This window comes from Tsukamurella sp. PLM1 (assembly GCF_023168325.1).
Lineage (GTDB): Bacteria > Actinomycetota > Actinomycetes > Mycobacteriales > Mycobacteriaceae > Tsukamurella.
In genome coordinates this window covers 3,163,709-3,178,896 of the sequence record NZ_AP025688.1, presented here as the reverse complement: position 1 = coordinate 3,178,896, position 15,188 = coordinate 3,163,709, and the positions used below count along the sequence as shown (strand labels likewise).

The 15,188-nt window shown below is 68.5% G+C and carries 17 protein-coding genes and 3 pseudogenes; 14 read left to right on the top strand and 6 right to left on the bottom strand.

The window, feature by feature from the left end; all coding sequences use genetic code 11:
* Positions 1–258 precede the first annotated feature (258 nt).
* Entirely contained in the window at positions 259–1,845 is a 1,587-nt protein-coding gene (locus MTP03_RS16315) for a class I adenylate-forming enzyme family protein (RefSeq protein ID WP_248489130.1), read from the bottom strand.
* Between the two features lie 82 nt (positions 1,846–1,927).
* Between MTP03_RS16315 and MTP03_RS16310 the strand changes: the two genes are divergently transcribed.
* The 11 genes and pseudogenes from MTP03_RS16310 to MTP03_RS16260 all read left to right on the top strand — a co-directional run bounded on the left by MTP03_RS16310 (position 1,928) and on the right by MTP03_RS16260 (position 9,592).
* Complete coding sequence (locus MTP03_RS16310) at positions 1,928–3,121, top strand: lipid-transfer protein (RefSeq protein ID WP_248489129.1); 1,194 nt, start codon at positions 1,928–1,930, stop codon at positions 3,119–3,121.
* Complete coding sequence (locus MTP03_RS16305) at positions 3,118–3,576, top strand: MaoC family dehydratase N-terminal domain-containing protein (protein WP_248489128.1); 459 nt, start codon at positions 3,118–3,120, stop codon at positions 3,574–3,576. The genes MTP03_RS16310 and MTP03_RS16305 overlap by 4 nt, the downstream gene beginning before the upstream one ends.
* Entirely contained in the window at positions 3,573–3,995 is a 423-nt protein-coding gene (locus tag MTP03_RS16300) for a MaoC/PaaZ C-terminal domain-containing protein (RefSeq protein WP_248489127.1), read from the top strand. The genes MTP03_RS16305 and MTP03_RS16300 overlap by 4 nt, the downstream gene beginning before the upstream one ends.
* A gap of 2 nt (positions 3,996–3,997) precedes the next feature.
* The gene (locus MTP03_RS16295; RefSeq protein ID WP_248489126.1) at positions 3,998–4,828 is read left to right on the top strand and encodes an SDR family NAD(P)-dependent oxidoreductase; all 831 of its coding nucleotides are present in this window, start codon (positions 3,998–4,000) and stop codon (positions 4,826–4,828) included.
* Positions 4,828–5,583 (top strand): enoyl-CoA hydratase/isomerase family protein, encoded by a 756-nt coding sequence (locus MTP03_RS16290; protein WP_248489125.1) that lies wholly within the window; start codon positions 4,828–4,830, stop codon positions 5,581–5,583. Before MTP03_RS16295 ends, MTP03_RS16290 begins: the two co-directional genes overlap by 1 nt.
* Positions 5,584–5,686: 103 nt before the next feature.
* Positions 5,687–6,070, top strand: a complete 384-nt coding sequence (locus MTP03_RS16285; protein ID WP_248489124.1) for a TetR/AcrR family transcriptional regulator — start codon at positions 5,687–5,689, stop codon at positions 6,068–6,070.
* Positions 6,067–6,864 (top strand): TetR/AcrR family transcriptional regulator, encoded by a 798-nt coding sequence (locus MTP03_RS16280; RefSeq protein WP_248489123.1) that lies wholly within the window; start codon positions 6,067–6,069, stop codon positions 6,862–6,864. Before MTP03_RS16285 ends, MTP03_RS16280 begins: the two co-directional genes overlap by 4 nt.
* A 517-nt stretch (positions 6,865–7,381) precedes the next feature.
* Entirely contained in the window at positions 7,382–8,074 is a 693-nt protein-coding gene (locus MTP03_RS16275; RefSeq protein WP_248489122.1) for a DUF445 domain-containing protein, read from the top strand.
* 374 nt (positions 8,075–8,448) lie between these two features.
* Positions 8,449–8,586, top strand: a pseudogene (locus MTP03_RS23955) (DUF445 domain-containing protein); the annotation flags it as partial.
* A 98-nt stretch (positions 8,587–8,684) separates the two neighbouring features.
* A complete protein-coding gene (locus tag MTP03_RS16265; protein ID WP_248489120.1) occupies positions 8,685–8,930 on the top strand; it encodes a hypothetical protein in 246 nt (81 codons plus the stop codon).
* A 128-nt stretch (positions 8,931–9,058) separates the two neighbouring features.
* Positions 9,059–9,592 carry a polyhydroxyalkanoate synthesis regulator DNA-binding domain-containing protein gene (locus MTP03_RS16260; RefSeq protein ID WP_248489119.1) on the top strand — a complete coding sequence of 178 codons (534 nt, stop codon included), beginning with the start codon at positions 9,059–9,061 and terminating at the stop codon, positions 9,590–9,592.
* Here MTP03_RS16260 and MTP03_RS23950 read toward each other — a convergent pair.
* Together MTP03_RS23950 and MTP03_RS16255 are read right to left on the bottom strand one after the other, a co-directional pair.
* Positions 9,570–9,728, bottom strand: coding sequence for a hypothetical protein (locus MTP03_RS23950; RefSeq protein WP_371820786.1), 159 nt, complete (start codon positions 9,726–9,728; stop codon positions 9,570–9,572). The two genes, MTP03_RS16260 and MTP03_RS23950, sit on opposite strands and share 23 nt — an antisense overlap.
* Positions 9,683–10,603 (bottom strand): hypothetical protein, encoded by a 921-nt coding sequence (locus tag MTP03_RS16255; protein ID WP_248489118.1) that lies wholly within the window; start codon positions 10,601–10,603, stop codon positions 9,683–9,685. The genes MTP03_RS23950 and MTP03_RS16255 overlap by 46 nt, the downstream gene beginning before the upstream one ends.
* Positions 10,604–10,652: 49 nt before the next feature.
* Between MTP03_RS16255 and MTP03_RS16250 the strand changes: the two genes are divergently transcribed.
* Positions 10,653–10,898, top strand: a complete 246-nt coding sequence (locus MTP03_RS16250; protein WP_248489117.1) for a DUF2630 family protein — start codon at positions 10,653–10,655, stop codon at positions 10,896–10,898.
* 69 nt (positions 10,899–10,967) lie between these two features.
* Here the strand turns inward: MTP03_RS16250 and MTP03_RS16245 are convergent.
* A pseudogene (locus MTP03_RS16245) lies at positions 10,968–11,434 on the bottom strand (NUDIX domain-containing protein).
* A gap of 95 nt (positions 11,435–11,529) precedes the next feature.
* Between MTP03_RS16245 and MTP03_RS16240 the strand changes: the two are divergent.
* Positions 11,530–12,243 carry a FadR/GntR family transcriptional regulator gene (locus MTP03_RS16240; RefSeq protein WP_248489116.1) on the top strand — a complete coding sequence of 238 codons (714 nt, stop codon included), beginning with the start codon at positions 11,530–11,532 and terminating at the stop codon, positions 12,241–12,243.
* 149 nt (positions 12,244–12,392) lie between these two features.
* Positions 12,393–12,848, top strand: a pseudogene (locus tag MTP03_RS16235) (sterol desaturase family protein); the annotation flags it as partial.
* Between the two features lie 31 nt (positions 12,849–12,879).
* Here the strand turns inward: MTP03_RS16235 and MTP03_RS16230 are convergent.
* Both MTP03_RS16230 and MTP03_RS16225 read right to left on the bottom strand, forming a co-directional pair.
* Positions 12,880–14,265 carry an MFS transporter gene (locus MTP03_RS16230; protein ID WP_248489115.1) on the bottom strand — a complete coding sequence of 462 codons (1,386 nt, stop codon included), beginning with the start codon at positions 14,263–14,265 and terminating at the stop codon, positions 12,880–12,882.
* Between the two features lie 209 nt (positions 14,266–14,474).
* Positions 14,475–15,188 (bottom strand): GNAT family N-acetyltransferase, encoded by a 714-nt coding sequence (locus tag MTP03_RS16225; RefSeq protein WP_248489114.1) that lies wholly within the window; start codon positions 15,186–15,188, stop codon positions 14,475–14,477.

Here is a 15,188-nt window from a genome sequence, read left to right as displayed (position 1 = left end):
GATACCTCGGTCGAACCCTGGCGCACTGTCCGCGCACCTCGTGGATCCACGGATTTCGCCCTCGCTCACCTACGGCAGCCGACTCGAATAGGTTGCCAGGAATCCCTGGACGTCTGGCAGTGCCTGGCGGTACATGTACTGCCAGCCCCTGTCAGGCCCACAATCGAGAAACCCCCTCCGATCCGGAGGGGGTCTCTGCTGCTGTCATCGGCGTGGTGCGCCGGCGTGCGCGGTGTTATCGAGATCGCGACGGATCGCTCAGCAGCGTGTCCCGCAGCTGGCGCTTGAGGATCTTGCCGGACGGGTTGCGAGGGATCGCGGTGGCGACGACCAGCTCGTGCGGAATCTTGTAGCGCGCGATCCGGGGGCGAGGAACTCCTCGAGCGCGTTCAGTGTGAGCGTCCTGCCGTCTGCAACGGTGACGATAGCGACGATGCTCTCGCCGTACTCGTGATGCGGTCGACCGACGACCGCGGCGTCCACGACGTCCGGGTGCGCCGCGATCGCACCTTCGACCTCGACCGAATAGACGTTGCGGCCGCCCGTGATGATCATGTCTTTGAGCCGGTCCACGATGGTCATGTACCCGTCCGCGTCGAGGCGGCAGACGTCACCGGTGTGAAGCCACCCGTCCACGATCGTGTCCGCAGTCGCCTGGGGCTTGCCCCAGTATCGCTTCATGACGGTCTCGCCGCGCAGCAGCAACTCGCCGACTCCCCCGGGGGCGACAGGTTCTCCGTCGATATCGACGAGGCGGCACTCCATGCCCATCATCCCCTGGCGGCCGCTCGCGTCGGGCCGGCTGCGGACCTGGGCACTGTCGCAGAAGATGCCGCTCGGCCCAGCCTCGGTCTGGCCGCACAGCTGGATCAGGTCGACACCGGGAAGGGTCGCGACGAGCTCTTCGACAGCGCTTGGCGGCATCGGTGCCGCGCCGAACATGCCTGTGCGCCATGCGGACAGGTCCCGCCGACGGAGATCGGGCTGCCGGAGGAGGAACTGATACATCGTCGGGACGCCGAAGAACATCGTGATCCTGTGCTGTTCCAGGTCGTCGAGCACTTTGGCAGGGTCGAACCCGGCGTGAACGACATGGGTCGCGCCGACCAGGGTGCCGGGTATCAGCATGAGGCACAGTTCGGCGGCATGGTAGAGCGGCGCGACGTGCAACATGCGGTCCGCGTCGCGGATGCCGCAGGTGCCGAGCATCGTGACCGCCGTCCACATCGCCCGGTGATGGTCGAACAACGCTCCCTTGGGGTTTCCTGTGGTTCCTGAGGTGTACAGGATCTGGGCATCGTCCGACTCGGCTACGTCGTCATCGACGGCTGTGTGCTCTCGGACAGCCGCGGCAGCGATCAGATCGTCGTGGTCCGGGTTCGGACCGAGTGCGACGACCTGCACGTCGTCGGGCAGGCCCCCGTCGACCACTGCGCTGACCACTGAGGCCAGGGCGGGGTCGTGGATCAGCAACCGCGCACCGGAGTCGCGCACGATGTACGCCACCTCGGGTGCCGACGACGCGGGATTGATCGGAACGAAGACGGCGCCGATGCGGTGTACCGCGTAGAAGGCCACGATGAATCGGTCGGAGCTCGGTGCGAGCAGTGCGATCCGGTCTCCTTTCCTCAGTCCGCGCGCCGTCAGCTCTGCGGCGACCTTGTCGACGACGGTGTCGAGTTCCGCATAGGAGTAGCTGGTGTCGCCGAACAACACGGCGATGCGATCCGGCACGCGGGCCGCGGTGTCGCGAAGGGTGGAAGCGATCGTGGGCATCGGGTGTGCCTCCGTAGTGTGATGGACGTCTCTCTTCATCAGATTAAGTGAAGATGTACAAGTGTGCAAGCATCACTTCGATTGCGAAAATCTAGCGAAAACGATCGAGATCTGCTCTACTAAGTGAATCGCCAATAGTTAAGGAGAAGCGATGTCTCATCGTGTCATGGTCGCCGGTGTGGGAATGATCCCGTTCACCACGCCGCGGAACTCCGCGACGTACGACGTCATGGGAGAGCAGGCGGTTACGGCCGCTCTCGCCGATGCCGGAATCGACTTCGGGACGGTCCAGCAGGCCTACGTCGGGTACGTGTACGGCGACTCCACCGCCGGGCAGGCGGCCCTGTATCGGGTCGGTACCAATGGGATTCCGATCGTCAATGTCAACAACAACTGTTCGACGGGGTCGTCGGCTCTGTTCCTGGCGCGCCAGGCGATCGAGCACGGGATCGCCGATGTGGTCCTGGCGCTGGGATTCGAGCAGATGCAGCGCGGGGCCCTCGCGATGACGTATGCGGATCGACCGTCGCCGTTCGATGCGTTCAACGAAGTCGTACACGGGATTCAGGGCGAGAGCGATGCGCCCTTCGCCCCGCAGTTCTTCGGCGGCGCCGGCCGGGAGTACGCCGAACGGTACGGAGTCGATCCGGCTCTGTTCGCCGAGGTTGCGGTCAAGGCTCGCCGGCATGCGGCCAACAACCCCAACGCAGTGTTCCGGGACCCGGTGACCGCCGAGGAGGTTCTTGCGTCGCCGCAGATCTACGGTCCACTGACCCGGTTGCAGTGCTGCCCACCGACGTGCGGCGCCGCAGCCGCGGTACTCGTGAGTGAGGAGTACGCGCGCAAGCACTCGTTGAACAGCGGAGTCGTCGTTGCGGCACAGGCCATGACGACCGACACGGACTCGACCTTCGGCGAAGGTTCGATGATGAAGATCGTCGGCTACGACATGAGCAGAGAGGCCGCACGGCAGGTCTACGAAGCAGCGGGCGTAGGCCCTCGAGACGTCGACGTCGTTGAACTTCACGACTGCTTCACCACGAACGAGGTGCTCGCGTACGAGGCGTTGGGACTGACTGACGAGGGCACCGCCGAGAAGTTCATCGCCGATGGCGACAACACCTATGGGGGGCGCGTCGTCACCAACCCCTCCGGTGGGCTCCTGTCGAAGGGGCATCCGCTCGGCGCGACAGGGTTGGCGCAGTGCGCCGAACTGGTCTGGCAGCTCCGCGGCACAGCTGGCCCTCGTCAGGTCGAGGGCGCGGCGGTCGCCCTCCAGCACAACATCGGTCTCGGCGGTGCAGCCGTCGTCACCCTCTACCAGAAGGAGAACGGAGTCCGATGACCATCGCTCCCGACGTGGTCGGCACCCGGTTGCCGTCCACGGAACTGACGATCGACCCCGGCAGGCTGCGGCTGTTCGCCAAAGCCATCGGCGAGACCGATCCCGTCTTCACCGACCTGGCCACCGCGCGAGCTGCAGGGCATCCCAGCCTCCCCGTGCCCCCGACCTTCCTGTTCGCCATCGAACTCGAACAACCCGAACCGTTCGACTGGCTCGCCGCCATCGGCGTCGATCTTCGGCGCGTTCTGCACGGCGAGCAACGTTTCGAGTACCACTCGGTCGCCCACGCGGGTGACGTTCTCACGGCGCACCCGAGCATCGCCGACGTCTACACGAAGAAGGGCGGCGCGCTCGAGTTCATCGTCAAGCAGACGTCCATTACGCGCGCGAACGGGGAGAACGTTGCGGACCTGACGTCCGTGATCGTCGTCCGCAACCCGGAGGTGGCACGATGATGCGGCTGGAACAGATCAGCGCGGGCACCGACCTGCCCGCCCTCGACATCACCCCGATCACTCGAACCACGCTCGCGCTGTTCGCCGGCGCGTCGGGCGATCACAACCCGATTCACATCGACATCGACTTCGCCAGGTCGGCAGGCAGCGACGACGTCTTCGCGCACGGGATGCTCTCGATGGCGTACCTCGGACGGCTGCTCACGGCGTGGTTCCCCGTCGAATCCATCCGCACCTTCGATGTGCGCTTCGGTGCGATCACCCCAGTTGCGGCCCGGGCCACTGCCTCGGGGACGATCGCGGCGATCGAGGCGGTCGACGGCGAACGCCGTGCGCAACTCGACCTCGCAGTCACCCTGGCAGACGGCACCGTCACCCTCACCGGCCACGCGGTGGTCGCCTTCGGAAAGGACGAATAGACATGGGAAAGCTCGACGGCAAAGTCGCCCTCATCACTGGATCGGGCCGCGGAATCGGTCGTGAGATCGCGCTCAAGCTCGCCGCTGACGGCGCCTCGATCGTGGTGAACGATCTCGACCCCGACCCAGCGGCCGAGACGGTCGCCGCCATCGAGGCCGTCGGCGCCCGGGCGGTCGCCGTTCCCGGCAGCGTGACCGCTGCCGGGTTCGCCGAGGGCTTCGTGGGCGCGGCGGTCGACGAATTCGGCGGTCTGGACATCGTGGTCAACAACGCCGGCTACACCTGGGATTCGGTCATCCAGAAGATGACCGACGAACAGTGGGACGCCATTGTGGACGTGCATCTCACCGCGCCGTTCCGCATCCTGCGCGCCGCGCAACCGATCATCGCGGAACAGGTCAAGCGCGCCCGCGCCGCCGGCGAACCGGTGCCGTGCCGGAAGGTCGTCAACGTCTCATCCATCGCGGGGCTGGGAGGGAACGCGGGGCAGGCGAACTACGCCGCGGCGAAGGCCGGTGTGACGGGCCTGACCAAGACGCTCGCCAAGGAATGGGGGCGCTACAACGTCACCGTGAACACCGTCGCGTTCGGCCTGATCAAGACGCGCCTGACCGAGGCGCCGGCAGGCAGCGGTGGGACGATCGACGTGGCGGGCAACGAGATCAAGGTCGGGGTGAATCCGGACCTGCTCACGACCATGGAGCAGATGATCCCGCTCGGCCGGGGCGGGACACCCGCGGAGGCCGCCGGTGCGGTCTATCTCCTGTGCATTCCCGAGTCCGACTACGTCAGCGCGCAGACCCTCGTCTGTGGCGGAGGGTTCACCATCTGATGGTCACGGTGGACACCGCCGACGGCATCGCGACGATCATCCTCGATCGGCCCGAGCGCCTCAACGCGCTCACGACGGAGTCGATGGACGAGCTGCGCGCGGCGTTCGAACGGGCAGCGACGTCCGACTCGGTCACCGCGGTGGTGCTCACGGGGCGTGGCCGCGGGTTCTGCAGTGGACTCGACCTGGTCGATCTGGACACCACCATCGACGATCTCGGCAAGCACGTCGAGCAACTCATGCACACGAATCTGAATCCTCTCTGCGAGACGATCCTCCACTCGCCCGTACCGGTCGTCGCAGCGGTCAACGGGCCGTGCGTCGGCGGCGGTCTGGGCTTGGCGTTGTCCGCCGATGTCGTCATCGCGGCGGAATCGGCGTACTTCCTGGTCCCGCAGGTCGCGGCCCTCGGCATCGTCCCCGATGCGGGAGCGACGTGGCTCCTACCACGTCTGGTGGGGCGTGCCCGCGCCCTCGGGATGAGCTTGACCGGCGAGCGGATCACCGCTGAAACCGCGGAACGATGGGGCCTTCTGTGGCGGTGCGTTCCCGATGCGGACCTGCTCGCCGAGGCACACGCGCTGGCCGCGCGGATCGCGAGGGCACCCGCCGCCGCGATCGCAACGCGCGCGCTGGTCGATGAAGCCACCTCCGGGACCATCTCGTCATTGCTGCGAGCGGAAGCGAGGACGCAGCGGGCGTTGTTCCGGGAGCCGATCGTGAGGGAGAACATCATGGGGTTCGCCGCGCGGTGAACTAGGCGACGTCTCGGGTGCGGGGCCGGGGCACCGCTCGGGGGTGGATTACCCTGGGGGCCGTCCCGCCTCGCTCCGCGAGGAAGAGGGCAAGGAGGTTCCAGTGAGCGCCCCTGCACCCGGCACACGCCCGGCGAACCGTCGCGAGATCGTGGTGGCCGCGGCGTCCGAGCTGTTCCACGATCGCGGCTACTCCAATGTGTCGATGAAGGACATCGCCGATGCGGTCGCGGTGGGACCATCCTCGCTGTATCGGCATTTCCGTAACAAGAACGACCTCTTGGAGGCCGTGATCGCGGACGATCTGGCGGCGGTGCTGGGCGCCGTCGACGCCGCCTCGGATCGATCCGGCGATCTCATCGTCGCCCGGCCGCGTCACAGCTCGAGCATCGAGCTGTCGGGGTGCTCTGGCACAGGGAGGTACGGCACCTTTCGACGTCCGCCAATCGGACGATCAGGTCCCAGATTCAGTCGATCACCGCAGTGATTGCCGCAGAGCTCGCACGGCGCCGGCCGGAGTTGTCGTCGCAGCAGGTCCGGTTTCTGACCGCTGCACTGCTCGGCGTTGCGACCAGCGTGTCCTTCCACTCCGTCGAGGTGCCGCCGGACCTGCTCGCCGAGCTCCTACGCGCGGCCGTCGAGGTTTCGCTGCCCTCGCTGGAGCGACGCGAACTCAAGGCCGGGGACGAGGCGAGCGCTTGGGCGCCATCGCGCCGAGAGGCGATCGTCGCCGCTGCCACCGGGTTGTTCGCCGACCGTGGCTATGCCGACGTGTCGATCGACGACATCGGCGCTGCCGTGGGGATCGCCGGCCCGAGTGTCTACAACCATTTCGATACGAAGTCGGAGATCCTCATCCTCGCGATGGACCGCGGGAATGAAATGCTCCTAGCCGACATGCACCGGACGTTCCGCCGCTCCGCGAGCGCGGCTGATGCACTGGAGCACCTGGTAGCGGGCTACCGCACCTTCGCGCTCGAGAACAGTGACCTCATCCGCTTACTCAACACCGAGACCGATCAACTCCCTCCAGAAGAGAGAGCGCGAATCCGTGCGACGCAGCGCAGCTACATCGCGGAGTGGACTCGGATCGTCCTTCAGGCGGGCGCCGCCCCCGATGAGGAGCAAGCACGTATTCGGGTTCAAGCTGTTCTCGCCGTGATCAACGATATCGCCAGTACGCCCAGCCTGCGCGCTCTCGACGGCCTGGATTCCGCAACAGACGCCGTTTGCACGGTGCTCCTTCTCGACGGTGAGCGAGCGCGACAGTCACCCGACTAGGGTCCACGACTGCCGCGACGATGAAGATTTCGGCGCCGCCCCGCCCAGCGGGCACGGCGCCGTTCGCACTGTCGGTGTTCGACAACGTGCACAAGGGAGAGGGCGTCGTCGAAGACCTGTGCCGCGCGCCGGCGCCATCCAGGCGCACCGTCAGGCCCCCGCGGCGGAACGCGAACGCGGCGCGTACCCCGAACGGTTCGTGAACGGCACGGGCGTCGTGGTCGCGGCCCGATTGGACGAACCGCACCGGGCCATTCGCCCACGCGCGGGCCCGTTCCCGGCCCACAATACGAGGCACTTGTCGAACGTACGGAGGTCGTCGCCGCATGCAGTCCTGGTCCGAGATCGTCGCCGATCTCAGTCGGAACTGGCCGGTGTACGTCTCCATGCCGATCATCGCCGCGCTCATCGGCTGGGGAACCAAGCTGGTGGCCATCCGGATGATGTTCCGGCCGCAGAGGTTCAGGGAATCGGCAAGCTCGGGTGGCAGGGCATCATCCCGCGCCGCGCACCGCAGATGGTGGAGGTGCTCTGCGAGACGATCACGGGCAGGTTGGTGACGGCTCGGGAGATCGCCGAGAAGATCGACGGTGCCGAGGTCGCGGCCCTGATCGAACGCCCGGTGCGCGCCGAGGTGGGGCGGATCGTGCGCGAAATCATGCCCGAGTACCAGCCCACCCTGTGGCACCTGCTCCCGCCGGTCGCGCAGGACCTGGTGGTCGAACGGGTGCAGGACGCGTCGCCCGACGTGGTGGTGCGGATCACCGAGGCCATCGCCGAGAACATCGACGACCTCTTCGACCTGCAGGAGATGGTGACGGCCGAGTTCCTCGCGGACCCGGACACACTGGAATCGATGTTCCTGGACGTGGGGCGTCGCGAGTTCGCGTTCATCCGGCGCAGCGGGCTGGTCTTCGGCTTCTGCATCGGCCTGGTGCAGCTCGCGGTGTGGGCGCTGTTCCGCAATCCTTACGTGATGCCGCTGTTCGGCCTGTTCACGGGCTGGTTCACCGACTGGGCGGCGCTGCGGCTGATCTTCAACCCCAAGGAGCCGAAGCGCTACCTGGGCGTGATCACCTGGCAGGGGCTGTTCCTCAAGCACCGCATTCCGGTCTCACAGGAGTACGGCACCCTCATCGCGACGCGGGTGCTCACCTCGGACCGGCTGATGCGCGGCGTGTTCACGGCCCGAAGTCGCAGCAAGTGGTGACGGTGGTCGCCGACGTGGTCGAGGACGCCCTGCGTGATCACCTGGGCGACCTGGAGACCTTCACGGGCCTCGACCTGGACTCGCTGCCGATCCTCAAGGAACTCGGGATCGCCGACCTGCCGGGATTGGGCGTCCTCCGGTCGGATACGGGCGAACTGCCCGTCTCGAGCCTGCTTTCGGTGGTGTCGGAAGTGCTCAACGGCCCGGCGCGCGGCGTCAGCGGCCTCGGACTGGACCTTGCGCGGGTCACGCCGATGTGCAACGCCGTGGCCTCCGATCTGGTCGCGGTGCTGCCGGACCTGCTCACCGGCGCCGAGGACTACCTGACCCGCGTCATGGAGATCCAGCCGATCATGGCGGAGAAGATGGCGGCCATGACGCCGGAGGAGTTCGAGAGCGTGCTGCGGCCGGCCTTCCAGGCCGACGAGCGCACGTTGATCATGGTCGGCGCGATTCTTGGCTTCCTGGTGGGCGAGCTCCAGGTGCTGATGGTGGAGCATCTCACGCATTAGGATGTGATTTAGGTCACAACGCATTGCGTAATGATTACGCGGCGCATAATGTCTTTCTTACGCAAACGCGTAACAACGAAATGAAAGAGGAGCACATCATGGCTGACACCAAGAAGAAGAACAAGGCGATCACCGAGCCGTCGATCAGCAACTTCCTGTCGGGCGTCGTGGGCAACACCAAGGACCTCGTCGACAACCTGATCGAGACCGCGTCGGAGGGTGAGAAGAAGGCTCGCAAGGGCGCGCAGAAGATCGCCAAGAAGGACGTCAAGCTGCTGCGCAAGCAGACCGAGGCCCTCAACGACCAGGTGAAGAAGCTCTCGAAGGTCACCAAGGCCAAGTGACCGGAGTTCATCTCCACACTGTCACTCGCGGCTCACCCGGGAAGCGCCACGCGGCGCGTCTCGGGTGATTCTGCGTTGAGCGGGCGAGAAGTAGGCTCGACAACAGCGTCACCCTACGAGGAGGGGTCATGACCGACGACGAACCGTATCTGATTAAGCGGTACTCCAACCGGAAGCTGTACGACTCGGTCCGGCGCCGCTTCACCACGCTCGACGAGATCGCCGCGCTGCTCGATTCCGGTGTGCGCGTGCTGGTCCGCGACCACGAGGTGGGCACCGACCGCACCGACGAGGTGCTCGCCCAGGTGCTGCGGCGGCAGGCGCAGAGCTCGCCGCGCAGCTCGAGCCTCCTGGCCGATCTGCTCCGCGCGCCCGCCGACGTCGCGCAGACGGTGGTCACGGGCATCAAGGAGGGCGCCGGTCAGGAAGCCGACGGTGCCGCCCCCGGCAAGGGCGACAAGCCCAAGTCCGGCAAGTCCGCGAAGTCCAAGGCGACGCCGCACAAGGGCGCGGGCGCGACGAAGAAGGCCGGCGCGAAGAAGCCGAAGGATCCCGACGCCGAGGGCGATCGCCGCGATGAGGAGATCCGCGAACTACGCGAGCAGGTCAGCCAGCTCACCGAGGCCGTGACGCTCCTGCTCAAGGAGAAGACGGGCGAGTAGCCCGCGCGGACGCGAGCATCGCCGCCGCCACCGCGGTCCACACCACCGGGGCGACCCACGCGTCGGCGCGGCCGACGGAGGCCATCCAGTTCAACTCCGCGGCTTCGCCGAGCCGGAGCGTGGCCTGCCCGTACATGCCGATCGGGAACACGATCGACCACAGCGCGAGGCGGAAGAGCGGCACGCCGGAGATCGGCGCCACTGCCAGACGGTGAGCGCCAGCAGCAGGGGTGCCAGCCAGGTGGCGAACGCCCACAGGCACAGGCAGACCGCGAGCACGAACTCCGGTGCGATGATCCGCTGATCGGCGGGCAGCGCGGCCAACTCCGAACCCGCCAGGATCGAGATCGCGGCCGAGCCGAAGAACACCCAGTACGGCGCCACCTCGTGGCCGGGCGGTAGCGGCGAGAGCATCATTCGCGCCGCGACCAGTGCGGCGACGAGCACGAGCTGCGCGAGTCCCAGCCCCCACCACAGGGTGGCGACGGTGTTCAGTCCGTGTCCGGGCGCGAGCGGGGCCAACAGCCCCGCGACCACGGCGACGGACTGCGTCGCGACGCCCCACAGGAACCAGGTGCCGTCGGCGCCGCCCAACGGGTCGGGCGAGGCGGCGGTGCTGTTGTCGATCACCCGTTGCGCCGGTACCAGGTAGCCGAGCGCGAGCCACGTCGCGAGCGCCACCGCCGCGACGGCCGCTGCCGGCACCGTCGCGCCGCGGAGCGCGAGGTACCCCGCCAGCACCGACGCGCCGGCGGGCACCGTCAGCGCCGTGAACCGGGCGGCGGCGATCTCGGCCCGGATGGTCGACGGGGTGTGCACGCGCACGAGTGCCGCGCCCGTCAGCGCGAGGAACGCGGCCGCGGCGATGCCGAAGAGGACGTCCGCGGGTCGCGTCGCGCCGACGGAGTGCAGCAGCGTGGCCACGATCCCGGTGGCCATGACGAACGCGAACCTGCCCAGTGCGTGGCCGGGCGGCGGGTTCAGCAGGCGGGAGACGGGTCCGTTGCGCACCCGATGATTGTCTCCCACCGCCGAACCCGATCGGTGGCAGGATCGAACCATGACAGACGACGCCATCCACGACCGCATCGACGCCCTGATCGCGGAGGAGCGCTCGCTCCGGGAGCGGCTCGGCGCCGGCGAGATCAGCGAGAGCGATGAGCACGCGCGGTTGCGGGTGCTCGAGACCCAGTTGGACCAGGCGTGGGACCTGCTGCGCCAGCGCCGGGCCAAGCGCGAGTTCGGCGAGAACCCCGACGGCGCCGCCACCCGGTCGGCGAGCACCGTCGAGGACTACCGCAACTGACGCTCCGGCCCGTCAGCGGATCGGCGCCGGAATCCGGTGTCGGACGCGCAGCGCGACGCGCACGGGTGCTCACACTCCGGACAGGTGTTCCCGCAGCCGGTCGAGGAACGGCGACTGCGCCTTCACCAGCTTCTCCGCAGCCTCCTCGGGGCCGAACCAGCCGGCACGGTCGATCTCGGGGAAGCTCAGCATCCGGCCCGAACCGCGCGGCCACTCGAGCTCGAACTCGTTGGAGTGGATCGCCGTCGCGTCGAAGTCGCCCTCGCGGGCGAAGACCGCGACCGTCTTCCCGCCGGACTGCCGGACGGAGCCGAGTGGCACCGTCGGGCCGGGAGGCGCGGGGAGCCCAGCTCCTCCGCGAACTCGCGCTCCGCGGCGACCAGCGGTTCCTCGTCGGTGTACAGGCCCTTCGGGATCGACCAGGCGTGGGCGTCCTTGCGGCTCCAGAAGGGGCCGCCCATGTGCCCGAGCAGCACCTCGACGGCGCCGCCGGGGCGGCGGCGGTACAGCAGGAGCCCGGCACTGGTCGTGGTCACGCCTCGGAGCGTAGCGCTGCTGGCAGCGTGAGTGCAGGTCACACATCTGGTCCAACCAGTTGACCAGAGGGGTCTGCCGTGCCATGCTGCTCGCCATGGACATCACCCCCATCGCCAGGACCTCGGTCTCGGACGAGGTGCTCGCGCGCATCGTCGACGAGATCCTGTCCGGGCGGCTCGCGCCGGGCGACGCGTTGCCGGGCGAGCGTGACCTCGCCGAGCGCTTCGGCGTGAACCGGCACGCCGTCCGCGAGGCGCTCAAGGGCGTGCGTCAGGCCGGCCTCGTGCACATCGCGCAGGGCGGGAAGACCCGTGTGCTCAACTGGCGCGAGAGCGCCGGCCTCGACGTGCTCAGCGCGGTGGCCGCGGCGGGTGTGGTTCCGCCGCTCCTGTTGCTCCGCGACGTCACGCAGATGCGGCGCATCGTCGCGGCCGACGCCGCGCGCCTGTGCGCCGAGCGCGCGTCCGATGCCCAGCGAACCGCTGTTTCCGAGCTGGCGCAGGGCTATCCGGACGGCGGGTTCGCCGCCGACACGGCGTTCTGGACCGCCGTCATCGACGGCGCCGGCAACCTCGCCTACCGGCTCGCCCTCAACACGCTCCTCGCCGGCATGCGGGGCGTGGGGGAACAGGTCTTCCGGTCGCTCGGGCTCGACGGTGAGCTGCTGGACCGGCAGGCGCACCTCGATCTCGCCCGGCACATCGCCGACGGTGACGGCGACGCCGCCCACGACCTGACCTCCGCCCTGCTCGGCGGCATCGTCGCCACCCTGGACGGCCTCGCGTCCGACGCCGTCACGAATCCGTAGAAAGACCGGGTACCACCGTGTTCGACCTCATCCAAGCCGCCATCCCGGTGTTCGTGCTCTGCCTCGTGCTCGAGTACCTCTCGTTCCGGTTCCTCCCGGACGACGACGAACTGGGCTACGACCTGCGCGACTCCCGCACGAGCCTCACGATGGGCATCGGGAACGTGATCATCAACCTGGGCTGGAAGCTCGTGGTGCTCGCGGCCCTGGCGGGTGCGTACCTCATGGCACCCGTGCACCTCCCGGCCACGAACCCGCTCACCTGGGTGCTGCTGTTCGTGGCTGACGATCTGGCCTATTACTGGTACCACCGCACGCATCACACGATCCGGGTGCTGTGGGCGAGCCACGTGGTGCACCACTCGAGCCGGTACTACAACCTGTCCACCGCGCTGCGGCAGACCTGGACCCCGTTCACCGCGCTGCCGTACTGGATCCCGTTGGCGCTCATCGGCATCCCGCCGTGGATGATCCTGCTGCAACAGTCGGTGAGCCTGCTCTACCAGTTCTTCATCCACACCGAGCGGGTCGGGACGCTGTGGCGTCCCGTCGAGTTCGTGATGAACACGCCGTCGCACCACCGCGTGCACCACGGTTCCAACGCCGAGTACCTGGACCGCAACTACGGTGGGATCCTCATCGTGTGGGACCGGCTGTTCGGGACGTTCGAGCCCGAGGGAGCGCGGGTGCGGTTCGGGCTGACGAAGAACATCGATACCCACAATCCGCTGAAGGTGGCCACCCACGAGTACGCCGCGATCTGGCGGGACGTGCGCGCCGCCCGCGGCTGGCTTGAGCGCTGGGGCTACGTGGCGAAGGGGCCGGGCTGGTCCCCGGTCCGGCGGGCGTCCCCGCCGAGGCCGTCGCCGACTGACGCCGGGAGAGCACGGCGTTCGCGACACCGGCGCCCAGCACGACGAGGGCGGCGACCAGCGGTGCGCACTGCGCGACCGCGGTGCCGGCGCTCTCGGCCAGCGCGCCGTTCACGGCGGACGCCAGCGACTGGCCCAGGATCAAGCCGCTGCCCAGGATCGTCATGACGGTGGCGGAACGGCCGAGCGGGCTGCGCTCGGCACCGAGGCTGAACTCGGTCACCAGCGTCGGCCCCACGCCGATGCCGGCGATCGCGAGGCCGGCGATGAGCACCGGCAGAGACGGCGCGGCGGCGATCAGGACGGCGCCGAACACGAGCACCGTCGCGAAGCTCACCCACCGCGCGGCGATGCTGAACCGCTCGGGCAGCAGTGCCGAGCCCAGGGCGAGGGCGGCCGAGCCGACGCCCATGACGCCGTAGAACAGGCCGGCCGATTCCGTGTTGCCCGAGTCGCGCATGAAGGCGGTGAGGCCGGTGAGGGTCGAGCCGAAGAACAGGCCCATGCCGAAGACGCCGACGATCACGGTGAACAGCAGGGGATTCGCCAGCTCGCGCGCCGGCGCCTGGACGACGGTGCCGTCGCCGTGCCGCTCGGTGGTGCGCCCGCTGGGGTGCAGGGCGAAGGCCGAGACGAAGAGCGCGGTGAGTACCGCCGCGCCGATCATCGGGGCGGCGGGCGACATCGTGGTCGCCAGCAGGCCGACGATGACGGGCCCGAAGACGAAGATCATCTCGTCGGCGGCCGATTCGTAGGCCATGACCGACAGTAGGGTGCGCACCCGGCGGCCCTCGGGCAGCTTCGTGGTGATCATGGTGACCAGGCGGCTGCGCGACATCGGACCCACCTGCGGTGCGCTCGCGCCGACCAGCGCGGCCGAGGCGAGCACGGCCCAGCCGGGCAGCGGGCTGAACACGACCCACGTCATGAGCAGCAGCGCGAGGCTGTTCGCGATCCCGGCCACGAGCACCGCGCGGCGCTGGCCGAACCGGTCCGCCGCGGCGCCGACGAGCGGACCAACGAGTGCCGAGCCGATTCCGACCATCGCGGAGCTCAGGCCGCCGAAGGCCAACGAATCACGGCCGGCCACCACCAGGGTGAGCACGCCGACCACCATCATGGCGAACGGGAGTCGTGCGACGAAGGCCACCGGGAAGTAGTTGCGCCCCGCGACCGAGAGCAGAGTCGGTGCGGGGAGGAGGATTTACGAGGGTGCGTCTCGTGGGGCATGGTGGCGGTCACCGTCGTAGGGCCTTTCCGCGGCGCTGCGGCCGCCATCGTTTCGACGTGCCGCCTTGGGTGCCCGGAGGGTCGTGCCAGGTAGATACACGGAGCTCGTGCCGCGGGTGCGCGGCCGAATCATCCTATCAATTCAGCGCTCGGATCGCTGCCCGGCGAGACGCGGATCACCTCGAGCGGAACCGTGCTGGTGTGGTGGAACCCCATGGCGTCGTAGAGCCGCTGTGCCGGGTTGTCGTCGGAGGTGTGCAGGAACGGGAGGTCGCCGCGCTCGCGGATGCCGTGGGCGACCGCGCGGATCAGCCGGGACGCGAGGCCCCGCCCCCGGGCCTCGGGCGCGGTGCACACTGCGCTGATCTCGGTCCACCCCTGCGGGTGCATGCGCTCCTCGGCCATGGCGATGAGAGCCCCGTCGGCATCCCGGATGCCCAGGTACGTGCCCAGTTCGACGGTGCGCGGCAGGAACGGCCCGGGCTTCGTCCGCTCGACGAGGGCGGTCATCTCGGGAACGTCGGCGGCGGTGAGGCGCACGGCCTCCGGCTCGGGCGCGGTCTCCACCGTGCTGCCGTCGTACTGCACGAGGCCGATCGTCTCGACCACGGTCCACCCCGCGGGGAGCGGCGTCGCGCGGTCGCGCAGCAGCACGATCCGGTCCGCGCCGGCCAGGCGGGCGACGTCGGCGTAATCCTCGCCGGTGAGCTCGCGCGGGTGTCCGTAGAACACGGAGACGTCCGGGTGGTACCGCTGGATCCTGCCCGCGGACAGCCGGAACCGCGCGTGCGGGCCCGAGAGGGCGGCGTTGACGGGGTCGGCGAGGACGGTGCGCTCGGTCAC

What these genes read in the sequence shown, in the direction of transcription:
- MTP03_RS16295 (WP_248489126.1), top strand. Translation starts at nt 3,998, where the DNA reads ATGGGAAAGCTCGACGGCAAAGTCGCCCTCATCACTGGATCGGGCCGC.
- MTP03_RS23950 (WP_371820786.1), bottom strand. Translation starts at nt 9,728, where the DNA reads ATGTACGGGCAGGCCACGCTCCGGCTCGGCGAAGCCGCGGAGTTGAAC.
- MTP03_RS16300 (WP_248489127.1), top strand. Translation starts at nt 3,573, where the DNA reads ATGATGCGGCTGGAACAGATCAGCGCGGGCACCGACCTGCCCGCCCTC.
- MTP03_RS16250 (WP_248489117.1), top strand. Translation starts at nt 10,653, where the DNA reads ATGACAGACGACGCCATCCACGACCGCATCGACGCCCTGATCGCGGAG.
- MTP03_RS16305 (WP_248489128.1), top strand. Translation starts at nt 3,118, where the DNA reads ATGACCATCGCTCCCGACGTGGTCGGCACCCGGTTGCCGTCCACGGAA.
- MTP03_RS16240 (WP_248489116.1), top strand. Translation starts at nt 11,530, where the DNA reads ATGGACATCACCCCCATCGCCAGGACCTCGGTCTCGGACGAGGTGCTC.
- MTP03_RS16290 (WP_248489125.1), top strand. Translation starts at nt 4,828, where the DNA reads ATGGTCACGGTGGACACCGCCGACGGCATCGCGACGATCATCCTCGAT.
- MTP03_RS16265 (WP_248489120.1), top strand. Translation starts at nt 8,685, where the DNA reads ATGGCTGACACCAAGAAGAAGAACAAGGCGATCACCGAGCCGTCGATC.
- MTP03_RS16310 (WP_248489129.1), top strand. Translation starts at nt 1,928, where the DNA reads ATGTCTCATCGTGTCATGGTCGCCGGTGTGGGAATGATCCCGTTCACC.
- MTP03_RS16275 (WP_248489122.1), top strand. Translation starts at nt 7,382, where the DNA reads ATGGTGGAGGTGCTCTGCGAGACGATCACGGGCAGGTTGGTGACGGCT.
- MTP03_RS16260 (WP_248489119.1), top strand. Translation starts at nt 9,059, where the DNA reads ATGACCGACGACGAACCGTATCTGATTAAGCGGTACTCCAACCGGAAG.